At 58.3% G+C, this 24952-nt stretch carries 24 protein-coding genes; 7 read left to right on the top strand and 17 right to left on the bottom strand.

What is annotated here, in order from left to right:
• Positions 1-38 precede the first annotated feature (38 nt).
• The 11 genes from COA55_RS11855 to glyA all read right to left on the bottom strand — a co-directional run bounded on the left by COA55_RS11855 (position 39) and on the right by glyA (position 9558).
• Positions 39-1277, bottom strand: a complete 1239-nt coding sequence (locus COA55_RS11855; RefSeq protein WP_290502348.1) for a diguanylate cyclase — start codon at positions 1275-1277, stop codon at positions 39-41.
• A gap of 93 nt (positions 1278-1370) precedes the next feature.
• On the bottom strand, positions 1371-1856 hold the full coding sequence (locus tag COA55_RS11850) for a phosphatidylglycerophosphatase A (protein WP_063520926.1): 486 nt from the start codon (positions 1854-1856) through the stop codon (positions 1371-1373).
• 93 nt (positions 1857-1949) lie between these two features.
• Complete coding sequence (gene thiL / locus COA55_RS11845; RefSeq protein WP_290502347.1) at positions 1950-2921, bottom strand: thiamine-phosphate kinase; 972 nt, start codon at positions 2919-2921, stop codon at positions 1950-1952.
• A gap of 62 nt (positions 2922-2983) precedes the next feature.
• Complete coding sequence (gene nusB / locus COA55_RS11840) at positions 2984-3436, bottom strand: transcription antitermination factor NusB (protein WP_063520721.1); 453 nt, start codon at positions 3434-3436, stop codon at positions 2984-2986.
• 60 nt (positions 3437-3496) lie between these two features.
• On the bottom strand, positions 3497-3967 hold the full coding sequence (ribE, locus tag COA55_RS11835) for a 6,7-dimethyl-8-ribityllumazine synthase (protein WP_007150362.1): 471 nt from the start codon (positions 3965-3967) through the stop codon (positions 3497-3499).
• Positions 3968-4109: 142 nt separating this feature from the next.
• Positions 4110-5219, bottom strand: coding sequence for a bifunctional 3,4-dihydroxy-2-butanone-4-phosphate synthase/GTP cyclohydrolase II (gene ribBA / locus COA55_RS11830; protein ID WP_155132302.1), 1110 nt, complete (start codon positions 5217-5219; stop codon positions 4110-4112).
• A gap of 95 nt (positions 5220-5314) precedes the next feature.
• Positions 5315-5980 carry a riboflavin synthase gene (locus COA55_RS11825; protein ID WP_063538942.1) on the bottom strand — a complete coding sequence of 222 codons (666 nt, stop codon included), beginning with the start codon at positions 5978-5980 and terminating at the stop codon, positions 5315-5317.
• A gap of 201 nt (positions 5981-6181) precedes the next feature.
• Positions 6182-7330, bottom strand: coding sequence for a bifunctional diaminohydroxyphosphoribosylaminopyrimidine deaminase/5-amino-6-(5-phosphoribosylamino)uracil reductase RibD (gene ribD, locus COA55_RS11820; protein WP_290502346.1), 1149 nt, complete (start codon positions 7328-7330; stop codon positions 6182-6184).
• Positions 7327-7821 carry a transcriptional regulator NrdR gene (gene nrdR / locus COA55_RS11815; RefSeq protein WP_290502345.1) on the bottom strand — a complete coding sequence of 165 codons (495 nt, stop codon included), beginning with the start codon at positions 7819-7821 and terminating at the stop codon, positions 7327-7329. Before nrdR ends, ribD begins: the two co-directional genes overlap by 4 nt.
• 58 nt (positions 7822-7879) lie before the next feature.
• The gene (locus tag COA55_RS11810; protein ID WP_290502344.1) at positions 7880-8236 is read right to left on the bottom strand and encodes a four helix bundle protein; all 357 of its coding nucleotides are present in this window, start codon (positions 8234-8236) and stop codon (positions 7880-7882) included.
• 65 nt (positions 8237-8301) lie between these two features.
• Positions 8302-9558 carry a serine hydroxymethyltransferase gene (gene glyA / locus COA55_RS11805; protein ID WP_290502343.1) on the bottom strand — a complete coding sequence of 419 codons (1257 nt, stop codon included), beginning with the start codon at positions 9556-9558 and terminating at the stop codon, positions 8302-8304.
• A gap of 1002 nt (positions 9559-10560) precedes the next feature.
• Here glyA and traF point away from each other — a divergent pair.
• Positions 10561-11736: a conjugal transfer protein TraF gene (gene traF / locus COA55_RS11800; protein WP_290502342.1), complete on the top strand. Its 1176-nt coding sequence runs from the start codon at positions 10561-10563 to the stop codon at positions 11734-11736.
• A 15-nt stretch (positions 11737-11751) separates the two neighbouring features.
• A complete protein-coding gene (locus COA55_RS11795) occupies positions 11752-12744 on the top strand; it encodes a carboxypeptidase-like regulatory domain-containing protein (protein WP_290502341.1) in 993 nt (330 codons plus the stop codon).
• A 534-nt stretch (positions 12745-13278) separates the two neighbouring features.
• Here the strand turns inward: COA55_RS11795 and COA55_RS11790 are convergent.
• Both COA55_RS11790 and COA55_RS11785 read right to left on the bottom strand, forming a co-directional pair.
• Positions 13279-14319: a hypothetical protein gene (locus tag COA55_RS11790; RefSeq protein WP_290502340.1), complete on the bottom strand. Its 1041-nt coding sequence runs from the start codon at positions 14317-14319 to the stop codon at positions 13279-13281.
• 51 nt (positions 14320-14370) lie between these two features.
• On the bottom strand, positions 14371-17166 hold the full coding sequence (locus tag COA55_RS11785; RefSeq protein WP_290502339.1) for a hypothetical protein: 2796 nt from the start codon (positions 17164-17166) through the stop codon (positions 14371-14373).
• Between the two features lie 291 nt (positions 17167-17457).
• On the opposite strand from COA55_RS11785, the gene ettA reads away from it, so the two are divergent.
• The 4 genes from ettA to COA55_RS11765 all read left to right on the top strand — a co-directional run bounded on the left by ettA (position 17458) and on the right by COA55_RS11765 (position 20389).
• Positions 17458-19125, top strand: coding sequence for an energy-dependent translational throttle protein EttA (gene ettA, locus COA55_RS11780; RefSeq protein WP_063538940.1), 1668 nt, complete (start codon positions 17458-17460; stop codon positions 19123-19125).
• Between the two features lie 64 nt (positions 19126-19189).
• Positions 19190-19549, top strand: coding sequence for a PilZ domain-containing protein (locus COA55_RS11775; RefSeq protein ID WP_290502338.1), 360 nt, complete (start codon positions 19190-19192; stop codon positions 19547-19549).
• A gap of 4 nt (positions 19550-19553) precedes the next feature.
• Positions 19554-20162: a sigma-70 family RNA polymerase sigma factor gene (locus tag COA55_RS11770; protein WP_290502337.1), complete on the top strand. Its 609-nt coding sequence runs from the start codon at positions 19554-19556 to the stop codon at positions 20160-20162.
• Positions 20156-20389: a zf-HC2 domain-containing protein gene (locus COA55_RS11765; protein ID WP_290502336.1), complete on the top strand. Its 234-nt coding sequence runs from the start codon at positions 20156-20158 to the stop codon at positions 20387-20389. The genes COA55_RS11770 and COA55_RS11765 overlap by 7 nt, the downstream gene beginning before the upstream one ends.
• Here the strand turns inward: COA55_RS11765 and COA55_RS11760 are convergent.
• From COA55_RS11760 to COA55_RS11745, 4 genes are read right to left on the bottom strand one after another with little or no spacing between them, the layout of a single operon-like run.
• Positions 20386-21168, bottom strand: a complete 783-nt coding sequence (locus tag COA55_RS11760; protein WP_290502335.1) for a phosphate ABC transporter ATP-binding protein — start codon at positions 21166-21168, stop codon at positions 20386-20388. The genes COA55_RS11765 and COA55_RS11760 overlap by 4 nt on opposite strands.
• A gap of 10 nt (positions 21169-21178) precedes the next feature.
• Complete coding sequence (gene pstA, locus COA55_RS11755; RefSeq protein WP_290502334.1) at positions 21179-22006, bottom strand: phosphate ABC transporter permease PstA; 828 nt, start codon at positions 22004-22006, stop codon at positions 21179-21181.
• Positions 21999-22853 carry a phosphate ABC transporter permease subunit PstC gene (gene pstC, locus COA55_RS11750; protein WP_290502333.1) on the bottom strand — a complete coding sequence of 285 codons (855 nt, stop codon included), beginning with the start codon at positions 22851-22853 and terminating at the stop codon, positions 21999-22001. The genes pstA and pstC overlap by 8 nt, the downstream gene beginning before the upstream one ends.
• Positions 22822-23631, bottom strand: coding sequence for a phosphate ABC transporter substrate-binding protein (locus COA55_RS11745; protein ID WP_290502332.1), 810 nt, complete (start codon positions 23629-23631; stop codon positions 22822-22824). Before COA55_RS11745 ends, pstC begins: the two co-directional genes overlap by 32 nt.
• Positions 23632-23839: 208 nt before the next feature.
• Between COA55_RS11745 and COA55_RS11740 the strand changes: the two genes are divergently transcribed.
• Positions 23840-24880, top strand: coding sequence for a methyltransferase domain-containing protein (locus COA55_RS11740; protein WP_290502331.1), 1041 nt, complete (start codon positions 23840-23842; stop codon positions 24878-24880).
• The last annotated feature ends 72 nt before the right edge of the window (positions 24881-24952 follow it).

Raw genomic sequence — 24952 nt, 5'->3', positions numbered from 1 at the left:
GCAAAGTCACGGGAAAGCAACAACAGAAAGGGGAGCGATCATCGCTCCCCTTCGTCGTTCTTGCGCTCCTTGACCAAGCGCACCGCAGGCGGCGCCTGGTAAATTCGCCAGTCATCCCGTCCGCCTTGTTTGGCCAGATAGAGGGCCCGGTCCGCAGCCTCCAGCAAGTCTCCAGCACTGTGCCGGTCGCCGGGAATCATCGTGGCCACGCCAACACTGACCGTCACTTCGTTCATTTGCGGATTATCCGCATGGGGGATGGCCAGTGAGCGCACGGAACGACATAGCCGAGACGCCAGCTGCTGCGCCTCCACTTCATCGGTTTCCGGGTACAACAGCACGAACTCCTCCCCACCAAAGCGAGCCACCAGATCCCCCCCGCGACGGCTGTAGCGATGGAATTCCGCTGACAGCTTCTGTAGGCAAAGATCTCCTTGCAGATGGCCGTAGTGGTCGTTGTAGGCCTTGAAGCGGTCCACATCCACCAACATTACGGTCAGCGGCTGTCCACTGCGTTTGCAACGCCGCCACTCCCGGTCGAAGGCTTCATCGAAAAAGCGCCGATTGGCCAGCCCCGTGAGGCTGTCTTCCCGGCTAAGCCGATGCAGACGTTCTGCCAATGCCTGGGTACGACGTTGCTGGCGTTGTAGCTGGCGCTGGTTGAAAAAAAGCAGCCGATCACGCACTTCCGAGGAATAGCACAGGAACATCCCCAGCAAACTGATCCCGGTATAGGTACGGTGGAGCACCTGCCAGTCCAGCCCCTGGCCCAGCTTTTCAGCAATCAGTGCCCCCACCAGGCCACCGCCCCAGCCCGCCAGCACGGCCACGGTAAAGCGCAGCCCGACCATGGCATAGATGATCACCAGGGCATAAATAACAGACACATGAGCCAACTGAATGGCGCCGCTGTCGCGCATGAAGCCGGGAATAGCCACGGACAGCGCCACGGCAAGAAAGCTGCCGACACCGGCATAGAGAGGGAAAAAACGATCCAGCGCGCGCACCTGTGCGAGCAGGCCCGCCACCAGCACAATGATCCCCACCCAGATATAGGTGGACAACCACCAGCCACGAATCTGCTCCGGCGCCAACGCATAAATGCCGGTGATCAGCAGCATGTAGAGCAACAGGATATAGAAGGCATTGACCCGGAAGCTTTCCACCGCCTCCTGGCACTGATAGTCCCGGTACTCCCCTTCCAGGCGCCGGGGGAAGCGCAACCAGCGCACTCCTGGCACCACCACCCGTCGTGAGCGCGGGTCCGTGTCTGACATTGCAAGTCCTTTGCGAATGAATCTTCCTGCAGGTTAAAAGTTAACCTTCAGGAGCGCCATTCCTTTGGCTCCAGCGGTAGTGACAAAACGATATCAGGTAAATATGGCAGGAAATTGCCAGATCAGTAATTGCACCACGACCGCGGCATAAACCCCTGCCAGCAAGTCATCGACCATGATTCCCAGGCCTCCGGCCACCCGCCGGTCCAGCCAGCCAATAGGCCAGGGCTTGATAATGTCGAACACCCGGAACGCCACAAACCCGGCCAGCGCCCCCCAGGGTGTGATCGGCACGGCAATCATGGTGATCAGCAGGCCCGCGATTTCATCCCAGACAATGCCCGGGTGATCATGCACATGCATATCATCGGAGGTCTTCCCGCACAGGTAGGGCCCCACGGCGATCACCGCTGCAGTCACCGCCAGATACCCCCACAGGGGCAGCTGGGCACACAACCACCAGATCGGCATGGCCGCCACCGTACCAAAGGTACCCGGCGCAATAGGCGCCAGCCCGGACCCGAAGCCGAAGGCCAGGAAGTGCACCGGGTTACGCATACTGGGGCGTTGAAATTCCATGTTATTCCTCGCGGGCTCGGTCTCGGCAATCTCTTTGGATTTTGTAGGGTTTAGCGTGCAGCCATGTTGCGTCTTGCTTGCAGGCGTCTCTTGTCAAAAATGCTGCCAGCCAGTAACGGTCAGAGTACGCACCGCCCCATCGCGCTGGCGTAAACGCATACCGGGTTGCGCCTCGATTCGACCCAGGCAATAACTGCCCTGCGGAACCGGTTTTGATGGCGGCAAGGTAAACAATAGCAGATAGTCATCACCGCCCTGCAGCTGCAAGGCTCTCTGCTTATCGACGCTACACCCGGCCAGCACAGATGGATCATCCGGCAGCGCCGCCTCGTCCAGGCAGGCACCCAGCTCACCCGACGCCTGCAGGATATGGTTCAGATCCGCCAGCACACCGTCAGAAATATCGATGCAGGCACTGGCCTGACCACGTAGCGCCATACCCAGCTCCCACTGCGGACGGGGCCGACGGAAATGGCCCACGGCAGGGCCGTGACGCTGCCCGGCCTGCCACTGCTCCAGCCCAAGCAAGCCGGCCCCCGTCACGCCGCCTACACAGATCTGATCCCCCGCACGGGCACCATCACGACGCAACGCCAGCCCCGGAGGCACGGCCCCGGTAGCCTGGATCGAGACCGACAGGGGACCACGGGTGATATCCCCTCCAACCAGGCTAATCCCAGCCTGGTCGGCCAGCTCAAACAGCCCCCGGGAAAAGCCTGCCAACCAGTCTGCCTCCACCTCCGGGAGTGTCAGGGAGAGCAAAAACCAGAGCGGTGTCGCCCCCATGGCCGCCAGATCCGAAATATTCACCGCCAGGCAGCGATAGCCCACATCGGCCGGGGCCATATCAGCGGGAAAGTGACGGTCGACCAGACTGGTATCCTGAGTCATTACCAGTTGCTGGTCGGCGGGAGGGGTCAACAAGGCGCCATCGTCACCGGGGCCCAACACCACGGAGCCCCCCTGACGATGGTGAAAATAACGCCGGATCAGGGAGAATTCGTCCAGGGAGCCAGACACTGACGGTTGCGGCGGCGATTGAGAGAAGTCGGCAGGATCAGTCATGGCAGAAGCATAACGCGGCTTGCCCGCAGAACGCACGGGCAGGCCAACGCTAGCAGCGGGTATCAGTCACGGGGGCGGCGTTCCGACGCTTCCGCATAACGCAACTGGCGCGCCAGCTTGTCGAGCACCCCATTCACGTACTTGAAGGAATCTTCTGCGCCAAACACCTTGGCCAGTTCAATGCCTTCGTTGATCACCACCCGGTAAGGCACATCCTGGCGTTCCTTCAACTCGAAGGCGCCGAGTCGCAGAATCGCTTTTTCCACCTGGGACAGCTCTTCCACACGCCGATCCAGATAGGGCGTGAGCTGCTCGTCCAGCGCTTTCACCTGGCCCAGCACCCCGTGCAGCAGATCATGAAAGTATTCACGGTCCACCTTGGCAAAATCCTGATTCGCCAGAAACTGGGCTTCAATGTCGCTCACGGCAGCACCGGCCAGCTGCCACTGGTACAGCGCCTGAAGGGTGAAACGACGCGCCTTGCGACGGGCACTGGGTGTAGATGGATTGTTCATGCGACCTCAGATAACGGAAAACGATGCCGGGCGCCTGCGCCCAGCGCCGCGCCCCTGGAATTACAGGGCTTTAAACAGCGACACCATTTCCAGTGCGCACAGGGCGGCTTCCGCCCCCTTGTTACCGGCCTTGGTGCCGGAGCGTTCGATGGCCTGCTCAATGGTGTCCACGGTCAGCACGCCGAACGCCACCGGGGTACCGGTGCTGTTCTGAACCGAGGCAATGCCCTTGGCGGCTTCGCCGGCCACGAACTCAAAGTGGGCAGTGCCACCACGGATCACCGCGCCCAGCGCAATCACCGCGTCATAGCTACGCTTCTCGATGACCTTTTTCACCGCCACCGGCATTTCCCAGGCACCGGGTACACGGATGATTTCGATATCGTCACGGCTCACCCCGTGACGCACCAGCGCATCCACGGCACCGTCCAGCAGGGCTTCCACCACAAAGCTGTTAAAGCGCGCCACCACGATACCGTAACGGCCACCCACGTTGCTCAGAGTACCTTCGAGAGTCTTGATGTTTTGCATGTGTCTTGTCCTGATCATTGGTCGCACCTGGCAAGGCAGGAGCGTCCAGTGGTTTCGATTAGCTGCTTGACGCCGAAAGCCCAATGCCCAACGCTAAAATCGCAAGCATCAGGCCTGAGGCGTCAGGCATCGGGCGTCTCATTCAACTATCCGCGTCCACGTACTCGGTGATTTCCAGGTCGAAACCACTCAACGCGTTGAATTTCATCGGGGAGCTGAGCAGGCGCATTTTGCGCACGCCCAGTGCCTTCAGAATCTGGGAACCGGTGCCGATGTTGCGGTACGCACGGGACTCGCCCTTGGGCTTGCCAGCGGTGCCGCCGAAGAAAGCATCCAGGCGCTCGACGATATCGTTGGAGGCGTAATCCTGGCCCAGAATAATCACCACCCCGGCATCCGACTGGGAAACCGTTTCCAGCACCCGGTGCATGTTCCAGCCGGTGCGGCCATTCATCTTGGCGCTCATCAGATCACGCAGCGGGTCCACCTGATGCACCCGTACCGTGACCTCTTCGTCTTCACTGATCTCGCCTTTCACCAGCGCCACGTGGGTCAAGCCGTCCACGGTGTCTCGGAACGCCACCAGGCGAAAATCGCCGTACCAGGTATCCAGCTCGTGGTCAGACACCTGCTCGATGGTCTGTTCGTTCAGGGCGCGATACTGGATCAGGTCGGCGATGGTGCCGATCTTCAAGTCGTGCTCTGCAGCAAACACTTCCAGGTCTTCCCGGCGCGCCATGGAGCCATCTTCATTCATCACTTCGCAGATCACCCCGGACGGCTCACAACCGGCCAGCGCCGCCAGATCGCAGGACGCTTCGGTGTGACCGGCACGGCGCAGCACGCCACCCGGCTCCGCCATCAGCGGGAAGATGTGACCCGGCTGAACAATGTCATAGGCGCGGGCATTGCGGGCTACGGCCGCCTGCACGGTGCGGGCACGGTCGGCGGCAGAGATCCCGGTGGTCACCCCTTCGCGGGCTTCAATAGACACCGTGAACTTGGTGCCAAAACCACTGCCATTGCTCTGCACCATCAACGGCAGATCCAGCAACTCACAGCGCTCGCGGGACATGGGCATGCAGATCAGGCCACGGCCGTACTTGGCCATGAAGTTGATGGCTTCAGCAGTCACATGCTCCGCCGCCATCACCAGGTCGCCTTCGTTCTCCCTGTCCTCATCGTCCATCAGAATAACCATCTTTCCCTGACGGATATCTTCGATCAGTTCTTCAATACTGTTGAGTTGCATACAATTGCTGCCTTCAATTCATCTGCGGTCAATAACGCACCGCCGCCGCAGACTTTCTGCCAGCCGGCCTTGCGTCTGACGTCCGACGTCTGACGTCAGACGCCTTTGATAAACCCGTTTTCCGCCAGGAACGCCATGGAAATCCCCTCGGAAGTGGGCTCGGCGGCCTTCTCTCCCAGGAGCAGACGTTCCAGATAGCGGGCTATGATATCAACTTCCAGGTTCACTGGCGTCCCCACCTGCCATTGGCCGATGGTGGTGACCTCCTGGGTGTGCGGAATAATGTTCAGGGAAAACACCGCTCCGGCCACACTGTTCACCGTCAGGCTGATGCCATCGACGGTGATTGAACCCTTGTGGGCAATGTACTTGGCCAACTCCGCCGGTGCCTCGATATCGATACGCACCGAACGGGCATCCTGCTTCATCTCGACAATCTTGCCCAGGCCATCCACATGACCGCTGACCAGGTGGCCACCCAGTCGGGAGGACGGAGTCAGGGCTTTTTCCAGGTTCACCGTGCTGCCCACGCTGATTTGCGCCAGCGAGGTCAGCGACAGCGTTTCCCCGGATACATCCGCCTCAAAGGCACCACCAGGCAACGCGGTGGCGGTAAGGCATACGCCGTTCACTGCGATGGAGTCGCCCAGCTGCACATCGGAAAAGTCCAGCCCTTCGCTCTTGATCAGCAAGGTCACATCGCCGCCTTTCGGGGTCATGGCGGCCACCTTGCCCATGGATTCGATAATGCCGGTAAACATGTAAACTCTCCTGCGTCAGGCTCGCAGACCAGACACGTCGGTATTGAGTCGAAAGTTTAAAGTTCAAAGTTGAAAAGCGCGGGCAGAGCCTTGCCTGTTGTCCGTTCCGCGCCCGCGTTCACCGGTAATCGCGACGCCAACCACTCAACCTCGCACCGCCCTCATCTGCGTTTTAACTTTCAACTTTGAACTTTAAACTCATTACGCCGGAACCAGCGTCAAACGCAGATCATCGCCAATCTGGCGCACATCCTGCCAACGCAACGCCACCTTCTCGCTCATGCTGGCCAACTGCGGCAGCCCCAGTAACGGCCGGGCTGACGAGCCCAACAGGGCCGGTGCCATATAGACGAGAATTTCGTCGAACAGGCCCTCACGAACAAACGCACCGGCCAGCGTGGCGCCACATTCTACCAGCACTTCATTACATTCGCGCCGGTTCAATTCGATTAGCAACTGCTGCAGGTCGATCCCGGAGCCAGAGGCCGGCAAGTGCATGACCTCAGCTCCGGCGGATTCCAGCGCATTCTGGCGCCCCGGGTGCTGTTCCCCAGCCACCAGCAGGCAATGCCCCGGCGCACTGACCACCGGCACATCCGGCGGCGTGCGCAGGGTTCTGTCCAGAATCACTCGCAACGGCTGGCGCACCCAGTCACGGCCCGTCTGATTATGGTCTCCCGGCTTGCCGTGATAGTCCGCCAGGGTCCATTGCGCCGGGCGTACCGTATAGGAAGGCCGATCCGCCAGCACCGTCCCCACACCGGTGACCACCGCTGAACTGCGGGCCCGCAGGCGCTGCACATCTTCCCGCGCCGCCGGGCCGGTGATCCACTGGGACTCCCCACTAGCCATGGCCGTGCGGCCATCCACACTGGCGGCAATCTTGATGCGAATATAAGGTCGCTGCCGGGTCATCCGGGCAATGAACCCCGGATTCAATTCCCGGGCCTGCGTTTCCAGCAATCCCGACGCCACCGCAATGCCGGCATCCGCCAGCCGTTGCAGCCCCTGCCCCGCCACCTGGGGATTGGGGTCCTCCATGGCCGCAACAACCCTCGCCACCCCGGCGTCCACCAGCGCATCCGCGCAGGGGCCGGTACGCCCGGTATGGGAGCAAGGTTCCAGAGTGACATAGGCCGTGGCTCCCTGAGCCCGATCGCCAGCCGCCGCCAGCGCATGACGCTCGGCATGGGGCTCGCCGGCCCGGGCATGAAAGCCCTCACCGACCACGGCGCCATCACGCACCAGCACACACCCCACTCGTGGGTTAGGGTCCGTGGTGTAGAGGCCTTGGCGCGCCAGTTGCAGCGCCCGGCTCATAGACTGATGGTCGGCAGCAGAAAAGCTCACGACTCTTTCGGCTCGTCCAACGTGTCTCCCAACTTACCACCGGCTTTTTTCAGGCGGTCCACTTCAGCGGAAAACTCGGAAATGTCCTGGAAGCTGCGGTACACCGACGCAAAACGCACATAGGCCACATCGTCCAACTGTTGCAGCTCTTCCATGACAAACTCGCCCAACTCCCGGGCCGGCAGCTCCCGTTCGCCGGTGGCACGCAGACGGTGACAAATCCGGCTGATTGCGGCTTCCAGGTCTTCCATGCTCACCGGCCGTTTCTCCAGCGCCCGCAGCATGCCCGCACGCAGCTTGGCCTCATCGAACGGCTGGCGGGTGCCATCGGTTTTCACCAGGCGCGGCATCACCAGCTCTGCTGTTTCAAAGGTGGTAAAGCGCTCGGTACAGCTCAAGCACTCACGGCGACGACGGATCTGCACCCCATCCGCAACCAGACGGGAGTCGATCACCTTGGTGTCCTGGGCGGAGCAAAACGGGCAGTACATGGGAACCCCAGTTGACAGTTGATAGTTGACAATTGACAGCTAAAACCTTGAAACCCGATTATCTGCGAGTTTTGGTGGTTTTGATAATTGCCGTCAATATCTTCAATAACTCTTTGGCGTCAGCCATAACCGGCTGACCAGACGAAGGCTCCAAATAGCCGGACTCCATCAACAACTCCAGCCAATATTCCGTTTCATTAGCCTCTTTCAGAGCGATAGACAATTTATGCACGAAGTCTGCACGACTCTCGGCCTGCTCTGCTTCCCTGACCAAGGCTCCAATTGCTGTTCCGCTGCGCAGCAATTGCTTACTTAATATGTATTCTCGCTTCTGCTCTTGCAGATACTGATAAACCTTTATCATCCGCAAAGCAAAAGCGCGGGATTTCTCCCGCGCTGCATACTTTCTCGTCATCCGTGACTCTACGTATTGTTTGCTTTTCGCTGTCAACTATCCACTGTCAACTGTCAACTCATCTTCTACCGCTCATAAACCGGCAACCGCGCACAGATTTCCTTCACCTTGCCTTTCACACTCTCAATCACAGACTCATCGCCCATATTGTCGAGGATGTCGCAAATCCAGCCAGCCAATGCCTTGGCATCCGCTTCGTCAAAACCACGACGGGTGATGGACGGGGAGCCGATGCGCAGGCCAGAGGTGACGAACGGGGAACGCGGGTCGTTGGGCACGGCGTTCTTGTTCACGGTGATGTTGGCGCGGCCCAGGGCGGCGTCGGCATCTTTACCGGTGATGTCCTGCTTGATCAGGCTGAGCAGGAACAGGTGGTTTTCGGTGCCGTTGGATACCACGTCGAAACCCCGCTCGATGAATACGCCGGCCATGGCCTGGGCGTTCTTCACTACCTGCTGCTGGTAACCCTTGAAATCCCCCTGCATGGCTTCCTTGAAGCAGATCGCCTTGGCGGCAATCACGTGCTCCAGTGGGCCACCCTGGCCACCGGGGAACACGGCAGAGTTGATCTTCTTCTGAATCTCTTCGTTGGCCTTGCCCATGATCAGGCCGCCACGGGGACCACCCAGAGTTTTGTGGGTGGTAGTGGTGGTGATGTCGGCAATACCCACCGGGCTGGGGTAGACGCCTGCGGCAACCAGACCGGCCACGTGGGCCATGTCCACCAGCAGGATCGCGCCCACTTCGTCGGCGATGTCACGGAAACGCTGCCAGTCCACCACCTGGGAGTAGGCAGAGAAGCCCGCCACGATCATTTTCGGCTTGTGCTCGCGGGCCAGGGAGGCCACCTGCTCGTAATCGATCAGGCCGGTCTCGTTGTCCAGGCCGTACTGGATGGCATTGTAGGTCTTGCCGGAGAAGTTCGGCTTGGCGCCGTGGGTCAGGTGACCACCCGCGTCCAGGCTCATGCCCAGCACGGTGTCGCCCGCTTTCAGCATGGCCATGTAAACCGCGCCATTGGCCTGGGAACCGGAATGCGGCTGCACGTTGGCCCAGTCGGCGCCGAACAGCTCACAGGCGCGATCAATCGCCAGCTGCTCAACCACATCCACGTTCTCGCAACCGCCGTAGTAACGCTTGCCCGGGTAGCCTTCGGCGTACTTGTTGGTCAGTACGGAGCCCTGGGCTTCCATGACCCTCGGCGAAGCATAGTTTTCAGACGCAATCAGCTCGATATGCTCTTCCTGACGACGCTCTTCGGCCTCGATGGCCGCTTTGATTTCCGGGTCAAACTCGGCGATGGACATGGATTTCGGGAACATGGGCTACCTGTCAACGTGCTAAGAGTGGATTGGGGCGCATATTCTACCCAAAACCCGGCGGGTTGGCACATGAAGGCTTTTCATTTCTCAATGACCCTACACCGGACTTGAGACGCCCCTACCCCCAAGAGACATGGGGCACCCTTATTTATCAGAGGTCGGCAAGGCTGCCTACACAAAAATCCCGACAGGGGATTGCAATAAGAATTTGCGGGAAAAAACGACTCCAGGTGAAATCGGGCATCTCTGGATGCGCCGTTCAGGGTAGCGCTACAGACAATATTCTTCAGTGCATCGGGGATATTTATGAAGCCCCACGCCGTCCCGAACACTGAGGCCTGGACATTACCGAGCTGTGCCGACGGCTGAGCGCCCAATCCAGCAGCATCCATGTGGAAGACTATCACCAGAATACGCGGCACATGATGGTCTGCCCAAAGTCGCTGAACCGTCCTACCGGCTGGGCATGGCCAAATACGACCCCGTCTACCAGCTTCAGAGTCGCGGCCCCATTAGTAAAGTTGGCCTTGTCTCCCGGCACGACGAAGCCAGATTCGCCACCCACTCTTAACTACCGCCTCATCGTCAAACCCAACGATCTGTGCCCCCCATCTGCTGGAGCCTCTCACTCCACTCTGGTACAGACCAAGCAGAGCTTCAGGGCCTACTACCCGGAAGACGACCAGAAGCTGCAGAATCAGGCAGTCAGCCTGCAACACCCGGACCAAAGCCACCCGCTTACCGTGGTCGGCATGCCTTGCCACAAAGCGTCTCACTCAGGGCTTGGTCCGACAGAACCGGAGCAAAATCCCGGAGCCCCCCCTCCCTTCAACGCCGCCGTGGAACGGCTGATCCACACTTTCGGCCTGAGCCGCAAGAAAGCCGGCACTGAGAGGCGGCATGATCAACATCACCCAAATGGGGGATGTTGTGAAGTTTTTTTTCCAATAAGATCCCTCCCGGTTTGCCATTTTTCATTATTAATAAAACTGGGGAAAAATAATGAAGCTACGCACGCTTGCGGCTGCGGTTTCAGCCGCCACCCTGCTGCCATGTCTGGCTAACGCCGAGATCCATGATGCCCGTGCCATGGCACGTGGAGGCGCGGGGATGACCATGGGGGAGTACAATCAGGCGCTTTACAACCCGGCCCTGATCAATACCTACGACGATAAAGATGCATTCAGCTTCGCCCTGAATGTGGGCGCCATCGCCTACGATCAGGATGGCATGGTTGATGAGCTGGACGACTTCAGTGACCAGATTGAAGACTTGGAGGACAACCCTCCACCAGCAGGGCCGGAGAGAGATGACGCCATTGATGAGGCGGAAGGCACACTCCAGTCACTCAGTGACAAGCAACTCCAGCTGGATGCCGGCGGCGCCGTTATGGTGGGCGTACCCAATCGCTTTATGCCCGCCGCCTTCGTGAGCCGCGCAAAAGCGTCCGCAGGCGTCAGCACAACCTATATAGATAGTGACCGCCAGGTATTGGAAGACATTGCTGATGGCGCAGCGGATGAAGATGACCTGCAATCCACGGCGGACTCTTCCCTGGTATGGGTACACGAATACGGCCTGATGGGCGGGCATAATTTCGATATTCGTGGCACCACCCTGGAAACCGGCGCTACAGTAAAAGTCCAGACGATCGAACTGATCCACTATTCAGCCACCCCCTCGGCCTTCGAGGCCGATGACATGACCGATTCTGACAACCTCGAATCACACACCAATCTCAATCTGGATCTCGGGGCCCTTGCTCGCCTGGGCGACAAGAAGCAGTACATTGTTGCGGCAACCATTGAGAACCTTATCCCAAAGACTTTTTCCGGGCCCAATGACACTGAGTACAAAATGGCGCCTGTCATCACCACCGCATTCGGCTTTCAATACAATAACTGGATGAAGCTGGAAGCCAATATCGACCTGACCAAACGCAATGGTTTCGAGTTATTGGAAGATACCCAGTACCTGCGAGCTGGCGCTGAATTTTCTGCTGGCCGCCATATTCATTTACGCGCCGGTTATCGCACGGATATTCAGAGCAATGTCTCCAACCTGGTGACAGCGGGCATCGGCATCACGCCCTTTGACCGATTCAATATCGACCTGAGTGCCGCCGTCGGCGAAGGCGACACCTTGGGCGCGGCATTACAACTGGGTTTCAAGATTTAAACTGGGGGAAACAAGATGAAATCAACACAGAAATGGACACTGGCGATGGTCGTTGCTCTCAGCGGACTGGCGCTAAGCGGTTGCAAGCTCACAGATGTCACCGATGACGATGACGAAGACAACACCACAGCAGCCGTATTGCTACAGGGCAGCGTAACAGATGCCTATGGCAATCCCGCCTTGGGGGCAACCGTAGACATCAAGGATGCTCACGGTGATCGCAAGCGCCTGACAACAGATAACAACGGCCATTTCATCTGGAGTGATGAGTTCGACGAAGATGATGAGGATGCCCACCACCCATTCTTCGGCCTGCAGGCCCCCGTTCTGGTGCGGGCCACTCTGAACGGAGAAGAAAATGCCGAGTACTACAGCGTACTGTGCAACACCGTGTACGCATCCGGCAACCGGGTCAATGCCAATGCCCTGACCCATTACACCATGGAGCAAACCTCCGGCATTTCCCCGGATTTGTTCGACAACTGGGATAACTGGGAGCAGAACCCTCAAAACGATTACTGCAACCAGGACTTTGCGGATCAACTAACGAAAATCGCTGGCACTATGGGGGGATTCAACTTCTTCAACACCGCTATCCTGCCAGAAGCGATTCAAGCAGGTCTGGACGAGCTATCCGAAAACGACACTATTACAATTGGAGCGCTCAGTAATGTCGAGGACAGCCTGGGAAGCCTGCACGCTGGCTACCCTGTCCAATGGTCACTCACCTATAGCGGCACGGTCGATGGCGAAGCTCTATTCGGCAATGAGCCCTACACCATGAATGAGGCGATCACTATTCAACAACTGAAAGACAAAATTCTTGAGCTGGTCGATGCAGAGAGCGCTCAAGTCAACTCCTTGAATATCAAGGAATTGACCGGGACACGGCTGGGCGATGAAGGCACCGAGATTACTGCCAGCCTGAGTGGCACGGTTGACGCTCTCGGGCTAAGTAAAGATTTCGATCTGGAGCTCCACTTTTCCGCCAGCGCCTTTGATTATTAACCCGGTTATACATTTGGTTTTTCGTAGGTGCAGCGCTTGAGCCGCGCACCTACTGAGAACGAAATCATGCCAGGCGAAACACTCCCAAGAGCGGAGGCTCTTCCCGCTCTTGGGGCTGCTGCGGCCAGACATGAGAGCATCACCCGACTTGGACTCAAGTTTAATCAACCATGGTTATCTCGGCGAAGATAGGCTTAGGGGGCTCTGAATAACTCCTTGCATGCTCAGTCTTTCAGGCTGGTTCGTAATCTAGGCACAATTTTGAAGGTGTATGTCCATCCATCGAGAAATTGTAACGACGAGTGCGGGCCAGCCTGGAAGACCCGGAGGGCGCGGCCTGAAGCGCCCATCTGCTGTGCCTTGCCTCTAGGAAAGGGAACCACCCTGTCCGTCGAGACAAGACACAACAGCTGCACGCTTCAGGTCTCGCTGAGCACGCAAGGAGTTATTCAGAGGCTCCTTAGGTTGACCTCTACCCTGCTACTCCACCTGTGTCGGAGCGCGCTTGCAAAATCAACATTTTGCGCACCATTACTACCAAACGTAACGATAGCCCAGCTGCACAGTCAGACTCCTCGCCTCCGCCAGATCCCAGTCATCCGAGCCAAGCTGCGCATGCCAGCGCTGATCATCATCAGCGACCCCCAGCAACCACTGTCGATCACGTAATTCATGCCCCAGATAGGGGTTACCCGGAACCTGAGTCAGGCTCACCCCAGGGCGCACCCACAAACGATCCAGGAAATACTCGGCATCCACAGACCACCGCCAGTCACCCTGGTCTTGCCAATAATTTCCCAGCATGTAGGTCGACAACCTCTGCTGGTAATCCTCTATATCACGCACACCACTGAACGCAGGGTCCAGTCGCACCACTCCCGGATTGTTACGGCTGACCGTATTAAAGGTTCCACGAGTGTACGGCGCATCACGCCACCACATGCGACCATAGAGATCCTGTATTTCCAGATTGGCACCTCTTTCCTCTCCCTCCCAGCCCAACAAAAGGTCAACAGCCACCCCTCTGCCAGACGGCCTGTCAAACTGGTGGTCCAGCAGCAGATCTTGCGAGTAGCGGTAATCCAGCTCTGCCTGGCCGGAAAGGTCGCCATTTTCGTTACGCAAAAAACCATTCAGGCTGCCATCCTGAAACTGCCACCCCGACAGCAAAGAAACAGCTGGTTCGACAAAAAAGCCGCCGGAAGTCCACTGCCAGGAGAGCTTCACTCCCTGCGCACGCATATGCCAGGCATCCAGACGAACCGGTACGTCTCCTGCTGGCTCCGGCAAATCGTTCTCCGACCGGTAATACAGGTCCGCCGTTTCATTGTTGAATTTCAGGGTATAGTCATACCGTTGTGTATAACCAATTCGCCATGCCCCCTGTCGCACCCCGATATCCAGTCGATTCCGGGTCCAGGCAATATCTCCCTTGTGCAGGTCACCATCCCATTCATTCGTAAATCCCTCGATAGCCATGGGTTCACTAACGGAACGGCTGGTAACGGCGACATCAAGCCCCACCGCTTCCGCCCCCATCGTTGCCAGCAATGTAAGATAAATAATATTTCGCATAACGAAAAAGGGCCGCCCTGCGGCGGCCCCCTTTAACCCTTCGGTTTATTTTTAATACAGGGATTCGATAGTGTTATCAATCCAAGTAATGATGTACTGCCCGTTTTCATCGCGGAAGGTTCCATATACGGTGCCGTCCTTACGAATTTCACCGGTTGCCGTTTCGGCACTGTCATCAAACTCTACGGTCATAACAGTACCTTCACCATCTTCCAGGGTAACGGTGCGACTACCTTCACCGGAATATGGATAGACAACCTTGAGTGAATCACCATCCCAGGCCAGATCAAGCGTTGCCTCACCCAGCTCATAGCCTGTGCGAGTGGCCACCAACTTGACATCCATTTCCGGCAGGTTGGCTGACAGTTTTCCAGCCGTCTCTACGCGGAGTGTGCCGGTCAGATAACGACCTTCTGCATCAAAGTCCATATCTGACTCATCCAGATGCGCGACTGCGGTATCTCCATCAGCGGGGAACAGGGACGTTCCTGCATAATCATCATAGAAATCATCCGGGCCCACCTGATACCAGCCTTCACCTGTCACATAGGCACGCATACCATCCAGATACCAATCTGCATCAGCGGTGAAGAAGTTGCGAATATTGCTATCGAAATCTTCATGCTGAGAATCAATCCAGGCAATGCACTGACTATCATCATGCCACCAGGTATACATCGAACCCGCTTGCTCAGGATCGGCACAAGCCTCCTCACTGTCGACACCCTCTGCGACCACGTTATACCCGCCTACCCAATACTCGTTATTCGCTGGGCAAGAAGCATCACCGGAGGTGGAAATACATTCTGAAGTAATAGTGAATTCGGACCACTCCCACGATTCTCCCTCGCCATTGACCGTTTCTTCCAGAGAGAACGCCACCTCAGCCTGATTCTCACCAGAGCCGATGGTTACCGACAAAGCGTTATTTTCCTCGTCATAGCTATAGCTGACCAGATCACGCTCCAGGCCTTCCTGGTAGAAACCGAACTGGCTAGCGTTGGAAACGGTCAGCAACACATTGGCATCAAGGCTATTGCCAGTGGCTGCCTCTTCAAACTTGCCATTTAGAGCGAGTTTCTCAGGCATCGGCAGCAGGATTTCAGGCATGGGAGTGTTCAGCGACTTCTGTTTGCTGGACTCACGAACAACGACTTCCACCCCACCGTTGAAGGTCAATTCGTTGTTGGTCAGCTCCGCGCTCACATCCAGTGCCACCCGCTTGATGGCATCTTCCGGCTCACTTTCGTCATCGGCGATAAAAGTATTGTTCAGCTCGACAACCAGGCTGGAGCCTTCGTTCACCGTAAAGCTGGCGACATCAGGAATCGCGGCCAAACCATCAATGGATAGTGTATTTACACCCGCATTGAGACCGATGCCAGTTTCACCATCACCTGCGACAGTCGGCAACGTCACCCCCAGATTCACTGAAACCTGGTCACCAACGGTGCCATCATCGCCATCCAGGTCGAAGGTAGCGGAGCTTACTGACCAGTCATTATCCGTTCTGGATACCGTTCCACCGACAAAGTGAGAAACGAATTCTGCCTTGTCTTCCTCATAGTCAGTGTTGCACTGGGCCTGCATTTCTAGTGGGTAGAATTCGCAGTCATTATCATAAGACGCCTCATAATAAAGACTTGCAGCATCAACCAAATCAGTGGTCAGCGACTCTTCTTCAATGACTCCCCGTACGATCTGATCCACCAGCACACCAGCCACTTCACCAAAGGCCTGAACGACCTTTCGGGTATCGGTATCCACGTCATCGGCCACATTGGAGATTTTGACGATCAGATTGTCCGGGTTATACCCCTCACTCTCTTCGTTCAGCTCGGCATCAACGCTTTCGAGCGCCTCGATGGACACCTTGCGCGCGGTAGCAACCAAAGCCTTGGCCTTTTCCAGGTTGTCACCCAGCTCGCCGTCCAGCTCCACTTTTGGAGAGCAGGACTCGGACGCTTCCTCACCCCCACCCGTTGCACAGGCCTCATCAATCGCGCTCTGGGCATTGTTCTCTGCCCCGCTGGCCGCGCTGGCCACATCAAGAGCGCCATTACCGTTCGACACCGCTGTTTCGACCTTGGCAATACTACCTACCAGACCATCCAGCGCCCCTTTATCCACCTGATTGGCCGCAAAATTAGCGGAAAGGTCACCCAGCACCGTGGTCACATCTGAGACACTGTTTTGCGCCTGCTCTTCAATGGCCGCATTCAGCAAGGCAAAGCGCAGCTCCTGATCAGAGCCTTCAGTGGCGTTGGTCAGATCCACCGGCTTCACTTCGCTGGGGTTGGCATCCAGGCCCAGCATGTTCTTCACAAAACTGTTGGCTGCGGCAACCGCCGCCTGATCGGCACCCACGCCCGCCTTATCGGCCACCAGCGTGGTTAAAGGAGTGATATGAGCACTGACGGTAGAGGCTGAGCTGTCCACATGCACAACGGAACGCAGTTCGTAATCCAGGGCGTACTGCTCGCCAAAATCAACGTTGTCGTCATCACCGCTAATGTCACCAGGGCCAGCGGGGCCACAGGAAGCCACATCACAGGTCACCAGGGCACCGCCCCCCTCCGGCTGCTTCAGTATCAGCTGGACCGCACCATTGTAATTACCCAGATCAATACTGTAGCTGCCATCTTCAGCAGTCGTGGCAGTGCCGATAAGGTCACCATTGGCCTTATGGGCCTCGACCAGCGCTCCGCTGATGATCCCCTTGGAAGCGGTGCCTTCCGTAGACGCGGAGGTGCTGCCTCCGCCGCCGCCGCCACTACTGCTGCCGCCTCCGCCACCACAGGCGGCCAAGGCCAACACGGCCAGACTCAGTGCTGTTTTTTTGAACATGCCAATCTCCTTCTCGATATTGCCGGCTTCTTGCCGACAACCCCATTTTTAAAGAGCCAACAATAGTAGTTGTGACCCCAGTCACACATCCCCCAAATGAGGCAAAAGGGCGAACACTTACATAATCTGTAGTCAATCTCCTACAAGGGCGGACGTTTTTTGAACTACGAAGAACAGATGAGCCACGCTCCCGGCCCCACTTTCATAATCCCCCGCTTTCCGTTAGCTTAGGCGCCATTCCGACGGGGTCCAGCGGGCTCCGCACACTTAATGACACTGCGGTCGGAGTTTATGAGCCAGTACATCTTTACCATGGACAAGGTGGGCAAGGTTGTCCCACCCAAGAAACACATCCTGAAGAACATCTCCCTGTCGTTCTTTCCCGGCGCCAAGATCGGCGTGCTGGGCCTGAACGGCTCCGGTAAATCCACGCTGCTGCGCATCATGGCCGGCGTGGACAAGGACTTCTTGGGTGAAGCACGGCCGCAGCCGGGCACCAATATCGGCTACCTGCCCCAGGAGCCGGAGCTGGACCCGGAAAAGAATGTCCGCGAGATCGTCGAAGAAGCCGTGGCGGATATCCGTAACGCCCAGCAGCGCCTGGAAGAAGTCTACGAAGCCTATGCGGCGGAAGACGCGGATTTCGACAAGCTGGCCGCCGAACAGGCCAAGCTGGAAGACATCATCGAAGCCAGCGATGCGCACAACCTTGAGCGCAAACTGGAAATCGCCGCCGACGCGCTGCGTCTGCCGCCCTGGGACGCCAGCGTGAAAACCCTGTCCGGGGGTGAGCGCCGCCGTGTTGCCCTGTGCCGGCTGGTGATGAGCGCCCCGGACATGCTGCTGCTGGATGAGCCCACCAACCACCTGGACGCGGAGTCCGTGGCCTGGCTGGAGCGCTTCCTGCACGAATTCCCCGGCACCGTGGTGGCGGTGACCCACGATCGCTACTTCCTGGATAATTCCTGTGAGTGGATTCTGGAGCTGGATCGCGGCGAAGGCATTCCCTGGCAGGGCAACTATTCCTCTTGGCTGGAACAGAAAGAACAGCGTCTGGAACAGGAAGCGAAGAGCGAGTCGGCCCACCGCAAAACGGTGGAAAAAGAACTGGAATGGGTGCGCCAGAACCCGAAAGGCCGCCGCGCCAAGAACAAGGCCCGTGTGTCTGCGTTCGAAGAGCTGGCCAGCCAGGAATTCCAGAAGCGCAACGAAACCCAGGAATTGTACATCCCGCCGGGTGAACGCCTGGGCGAGCAGGTGTTTGAAATCAAGAATGTGGCCAAGCAATTCGACCACAAGCTGCTCTACGAAGATCTGGATTTCCAGATTCCCCGTGGCGCTATTGTCGGCATCATCGGCCCCAACGGTGCCGGTAAAACGACCCTGTTCCGCATGCTGGCCGGCCAGGAAACCCCGGACAGCGGCGAGATCGTCACCGGCGATACCGTACAGATGGCCTATGTGGACCAAAGCCGTGAAGACCTGGACAGCAACAAGACGGTCTGGGAAGAAGTCTCCGACGGCAACGACATCCTGCGCATCGGCAACTATGAAGTCCCCAGCCGCGCCTATCTGGGCCGGTTTAACTTCAAGGGTGGCGACCAGCAGAAGCGGGTCGGCGATCTGTCCGGCGGTGAACGCAACCGTCTGCACCTGGCCAAGCTGCTCAAGCAGGGCGCCAACGTGCTGCTGCTCGATGAGCCCACCAACGACCTGGACGTGGAAACCCTGCGGGCACTGGAAGAAGCCCTGCTGGCATTCCCCGGCTGCGCCATCGTGATCTCGCACGATCGCTGGTTCCTGGACCGCGTCGCCACCCACATCCTCTCCTTCGAAGGGGATGCCCAGGTGGAATGGTTCGAAGGCTCTTACACCGAGTACGAAGAATACAAACGCAAGCAGCTGGGCGATGCGGCCCTGCAACCCAAGCGCATGAAGTACAAACGAATCGAAGTCTGATTCGTACAGGATAATGCCGACACAGCAACAACGTGTCGGCCGGGGACGTAACAGGGACGACAGCATGAACGAAAGACGGCGAGCCAATCGGGTGGACTTCGACGGGGAGGCCACCCTGGCTTTCCAGCAGGACAGCTACCCCGTGTCACTGGACGACATTTCCATCATGGGCGCACGGCTCAACAGCAGCACGCCGCTCGCGCTGCCCGATGCGGCCCCGGTCACCCTGACCATTACTCTGGAAGACTCTGATATCACGCTCACCCTCCCGGCAAAAGTAAAGCGCCAGGAGGGCCATGATATTGGCATCATGTTTGATCGCCCATCCGTGGATGACATGCAGCATCTACGCCGCATTGTCATGCTGCATCAGGGCGACGACGGCGAAGATGACCCCGCCACCCTGCTGACCCCGGAGAGCTGACACCTTGGACCCGACCCTGGAAAGCCCGGAGTTTGTTGACCGCCTGCGCCAGGGAGACCGAGCTGCCTTTGGGCTACTGGTCAAAGCCCATCACAACATGCTGCTGGCCACCGCTCGCACCATGCTGTCGCCCGCGGATGCGGAAGAAGCGGTGCAAGATGGCTGGATCGCTGCCCACCGCGCCATTGCCAAGTTCGAAGGCCGCAGCCTGCTGCGCACCTGGCTTACCCGCATCGTCATCAACCAGGCACGGATGATGTTGCGCAAGGGCGGCCGCGAGATTCAGTTTGACCCCAGCGATGAACAGGACCCACTGGCGCACCGCTTTCGTGACGGCGGGCACTGGGACCATCCGCCACAACACTGGGATCTGAGCGGCCCAGACGCTCTGCTGACCCGCGACGAGCTGCGCCACTGCATGGAAAAAACCCTGGGAAAGATGCCGGACAATCAGCGCCTGGTACTGGAACTGCGGGACCTGCAAGGGATGGACTTCGACGATATCTGTAACATGCTCGACGTTAGTGCATCCAATGTACGTGTGCTGCTGCACCGTGCCCGCGCGCGGTTGTTTGAGCTGGTGGATCATTTTCAGGAGACAGGCGAATGTTGAAGTGCAAACACGTCGTCGAAAAAGCCGACGCCCTGGTGGATGGCGCCCCGCTAAGCAAACGGGAGCGCTTCGCACTGCGTCTGCATCTACTGATATGCCACCACTGTCGCCGCTACGTACGTCAGTTGCGCGTCCTGCTGAACAGCCTCCCCCGCAATCCGGATGCTCTCGATGACGCTCGCACCCGGGAAGTTCTGGAGCGCCTCGACAGCTCTCAGGATCGCTAACCAGCCTCCCCCGCACAATAAGCGGCAGTGATCGGGTGGGCGGGGTTCTCAAACACCTGTTCGCAGCCGTTAGACTCCACCACACAGCCACACTGCCCCTCCAGCCAGCAAACCGTCACACTGTCCGCCAGGCGCCGCGCCTGGGCCAGATTGTGGGTCACCATCAAAATGGTATAGCGCCTCTTCAGAGAGCGAATCAGTGCTTCAACCACCCTTGAGGAAACCGGGTCGAGTGCAGAGCAGGGCTCATCCAGCAACAACACCTGTGGCTCAAGCACCAGGGTCCGGGCAATGCATAACCGCTGTTGCTGCCCACCCGACAACCCCAGCGCTGGCTGGGAAAGCCGCCCTTTTACCTCCTCCCACAGGCCCACATCGCGCAGCGCCTGTTCGGCACGGGCACGCCGCTGGCTGCGAGGAACCCGGTGCTCCGCCAGAGGGAAAAGCAGATTGTCGATAATCGATAGCGGAAAGGGATTGGGCTGCTGAAACACCATGCCCACCTGCCTGCGCAACGCCACCAGATCCCCCCGCTGGCGGATATCCTCATCATCAAGCCATATTTTTCCGCCCACCCGGCAACCGCTGACCCCGTCACTCATGCGGTTAATGGTCGCCAGCAGGCTACTCTTGCCGCAGCCACTGGGGCCCACCAGCGCCATCAGCTCACCCGGCTGCACCTGCAAGGACGCATCGCTGATCGCCACTTGCTCTCCATAGCTGACGGACACAGATTCCAGCACCAATGACGGCGCCCGGTGCGTTTGTTGCTCACTCATAGCCGCTCACTCATACCAAAGCCTCTGTCATGGGCTGGCGCAACACACGGCGCACCAGCAGATTCAGTATCACCAGCAAGCCCACCAGCACTACCGCCGTGGCCGCAGCCCGCGGCATGCCGCCGGGCACATTCATGGCCAGATCGTAAATATGCACACTCAAGGTACGCCCGGAATCGAAAAGGGAATCGGGGCGGCGCAACACGTAGCCGGCGGTAAACAGCAGCACCGCCGTTTCCGCCAGCGCCCGCCCGGCACTGAGAATAATGCCCACCGCAATACCCGGGGCGGCGCAGGGCAGCAGAATCCGCCGCACCCAGCCCCAGCGACTCAGCGCCAGCGCATCCCGGGCCTGGCGATAGCCCATTGGCACCGCACGCATGGCCTGCTCGGCACTGCGGATCATCAACGGCAAGACCATCAGCGACAGAGCCAACGCGCCACTGAGAATGGAAAAACCCAGCCCCAGCGTAATGGCAAAAAACTGGTAGCCGAACAGCCCATAGACAATCGACGGCACCGCCGCCAGCATGTCCAGCACCCCACCCAACCACTGGGCGCGGCGGCTATCAGCCGGCAACGATTCGCTCAAATATAGCGCGCAGCCAAGCCCCAACGGCACCGCCACCATCAGGCAAAGCCCCAGAATCCAGGCGGTGCTGATCAGCAACGCGGCAATGCCACCACTGCGACCGGCCCGCCCAGGGTCCTCCAACAGAAATCCCGCACTCAGCACATCGGCACTTTGCTGCCAGAGTGCCGTCACCATCAACACCACTGGCACCATCACCAATGCAAGCAAAACCAGCCCGGCCAGCCAGGCTACACGATCAGCCATGGGACATTCCTCGCAACCGCCAACTGGCCATCAACAACACCCCGGTCACGGCAATTAGCAGCAAGCCACTGGCAAACAGCGCCACGCGGTGGTCACCGGTGGCGTAGGCCATCTCCAGAGCGATATTCGCGGTCAGCGTGCGCACCGGGGCGAACACTGAATCCGGCCATTGCACCACGTTGCCGCACACCATCAGCACCGCCATGGTCTCTCCCAATGCACGCCCGAACTGCAGTACCACCCCACCCACAATCGCAGGCGCAGCCCGGGGCAACAGCACCCGCCGCAACATGCCCACCCGGGACAGAGCCAGCGCCTCACCGGCGCGCTGATAACGCAGCGGCAACTGCCCCAACGCCGCGTCCGTCACCAGCAGCGCCAACGGCACAATCATCAGCGCCAGCACCAGCGAACCGGCCAGCCAGGAGGCGCCGGGCGGCACCCATTGATTGATCCAGGGCACCAGCACCAGCATGCCCCACAACCCATAAACCACAGACGGAATGCCCGCCATTAGCTCCACACCAGCCAACACCGGGCGGCGTAGCCGTGGCGCGAAATAGCGCAGCCAGGCTGCCAGCAAGATCGCCACCGGGGCGGCCAGCAACAATGCCAGCACACTGACAAACAGCGATCCGGCGATCATCGGCGCCATGCCGTATTCGCCCTGCCCCGGCTGCCAGGTGCTTTTCCAGATACCCGCGCCTTCGCTGACCAGAAACGGAAGCGCCCGCACCAACAACACCGTCACGATACCGCCAAGCACCAGTGCCGCCAGCCCCCCGCACAGGCGCAGCACCAGTGCCAGCAGGCGATCACTCAACGGCAGGGAGGAAGTAGTAATCATGGTAGACATCCGCCATGTCTGTACGGGTTACAAATGCCAGAAAGTCAGCCACCGGCTGCGACACCGCTCCGTGGGTCACCAGGTTCAACTCACGAGCCAACGGATAATTGCCCTGCGCCAGCACGGCCAACGACGCGGGCGCGCCCTCCAGAGGCAACAGCCGAATAGGGGTGCCATTTTCGGCTTCATAAATCGCGGTACCAATGGACACATAACCAATGGCGAAAGGATCCCCCGCCACCGCCTTTATGCCCTGCTGATTTTCCCCAATCACCTGGTCTGGTTGGACCTGGCTGTTTTCCAGCTGAAAGTAGGCCAGGAAAAGCTCCTGAGTCGATCGCCCTTGCGCCTTGTGAACAACGGTAATGTCTCTTCCCTCGCCCGGTCCGCTTTCCCAGCGCTGAGTTTTTCCAGTGTAAATGGCTCGAATCTGGTCATCACTGAGCGCCCGCACCGGGTTTGCACTGTTAACGATGATGGCAATACCATCACGCCCAATGAGGTACCCCTCCAGGTCCTGCTCATCCTCTTTCAGCGCACGACTGACCATGCCCAGATCAGCCAACCCCTGGCGGACATCTGCAATGGCTCGCCCTGAGCCGCCACTTTGCACGTCCACCTGTATTCCTGTTTCTGTTTCGTAGCGTTCCGCCAGCTCCGCCATTAGCGGCGCAATAGTGCTGGAACCGCTGACGGTTATCGCACTGCCAGACTCTCCACACCCTGCCAGAAACACCGCAACCATTAATCCCAAGGAGCACTGCAACCTGCTCAACATTGTCTTCTCCCGCCCGGTTATTTTCTGTCTTCACGTTATCTGCTGAGCTTTGATGCCACACTCATGCAACTATTACACTCAAAAGCGTCTTAGTAGCGTTGGCGCTGCACAAACGCTAACCAAACATTCCATCGGCACTGTAACCTGCAGCCATTTGCTGCATCCTATTAGCCTTACCCGGACAGCTTGATACCCAGGAGAGTCAGCAATGCGTGAAGACGTGCAGGATTATTACGGCAAACAGCTGCATTCCAGTGCAGACCTGCAAACCAATGCCTGCTGTGACCAGGCACCGCCGGAACATCTCAAGCCCCTGCTGGCACAACTCCATGATGAAGTGGTCAGCCGCTACTATGGCTGTGGGCTGGTGGCCCCGGATCAACTGGAAGGCATGCGCATTCTGGATCTGGGTTCCGGCTCCGGGCGAGATGTGTACCTGCTATCGGCACTGGTGGGCGAGCACGGCGAAGTGGTTGGCGTGGACATGACCGACGAGCAATTGGCGGTGGCCAATCGCCACCTCGACTATCACCGTGACGCTTTTGGTTACGCCAACAGCAATGTGCGTTTTTTGAAAGGCTATATTGAAGAGCTCGACAAACTGGATTTGCAGGACGGTTATTTCGACATTGTCATCTCCAACTGTGTCATCAACCTGAGCACCGACAAGGCCAAGGTCATCGCCGACGTAAAACGCCTGCTGAAACCCGGCGGCGAGTTCTTTTTTTCCGATGTTTATGCAGACCGGCGCATCCCTGCCTCACTGGCCAAAGACCCGGTGCTGTACGGAGAGTGTCTGTCCGGCGCCCTGTACTGGAATGATTTCATCAACCTGAGCAAGCGCTGCGGCTTTGCCGATCCAAGACTGGTGGAATCCCGCCCGCTGACCATTGAAAACCCGACCATCGAAAAAACGCTGGGCAATATCCGCTTTTATTCCGCCACCTACCGGCTGTTCAATATCGATTCTCTGGAACCAGCCTGTGAAGATTATGGCCAGGCGGTGGTCTACAAAGGCACCCTGAAAAACAGTCCCAACGCCTTTGCCCTGGACGACCATCATTTTATTGAAGCGGGCAAAGTCTTCCCGGTTTGCGGCAATACCTGGTTGATGCTGGAAAAAAGCCGCTTTGCCACACACTTTGATTTCATCGGTAACTTCAACACCCATTACGGTATCTTCGAAGGCTGCGGGCTGAATGTGCCTTTCGAAGACAATCAGGAAGGCAGTGCAGCAAGTTGCTGCTAAAGCCGAAGTCGTTTTCTTGCAAACGAAGAAGACAGTAGCGAGTAACGAAGATCAAAAGCGTGATCACCCTTC

Source organism: Alcanivorax sp. (genome assembly GCF_002733835.1).
In the GTDB taxonomy this organism is placed as follows: domain Bacteria; phylum Pseudomonadota; class Gammaproteobacteria; order Pseudomonadales; family Alcanivoracaceae; genus Alcanivorax.
This window is presented reverse-complemented; position numbering and strand designations above follow the sequence as displayed.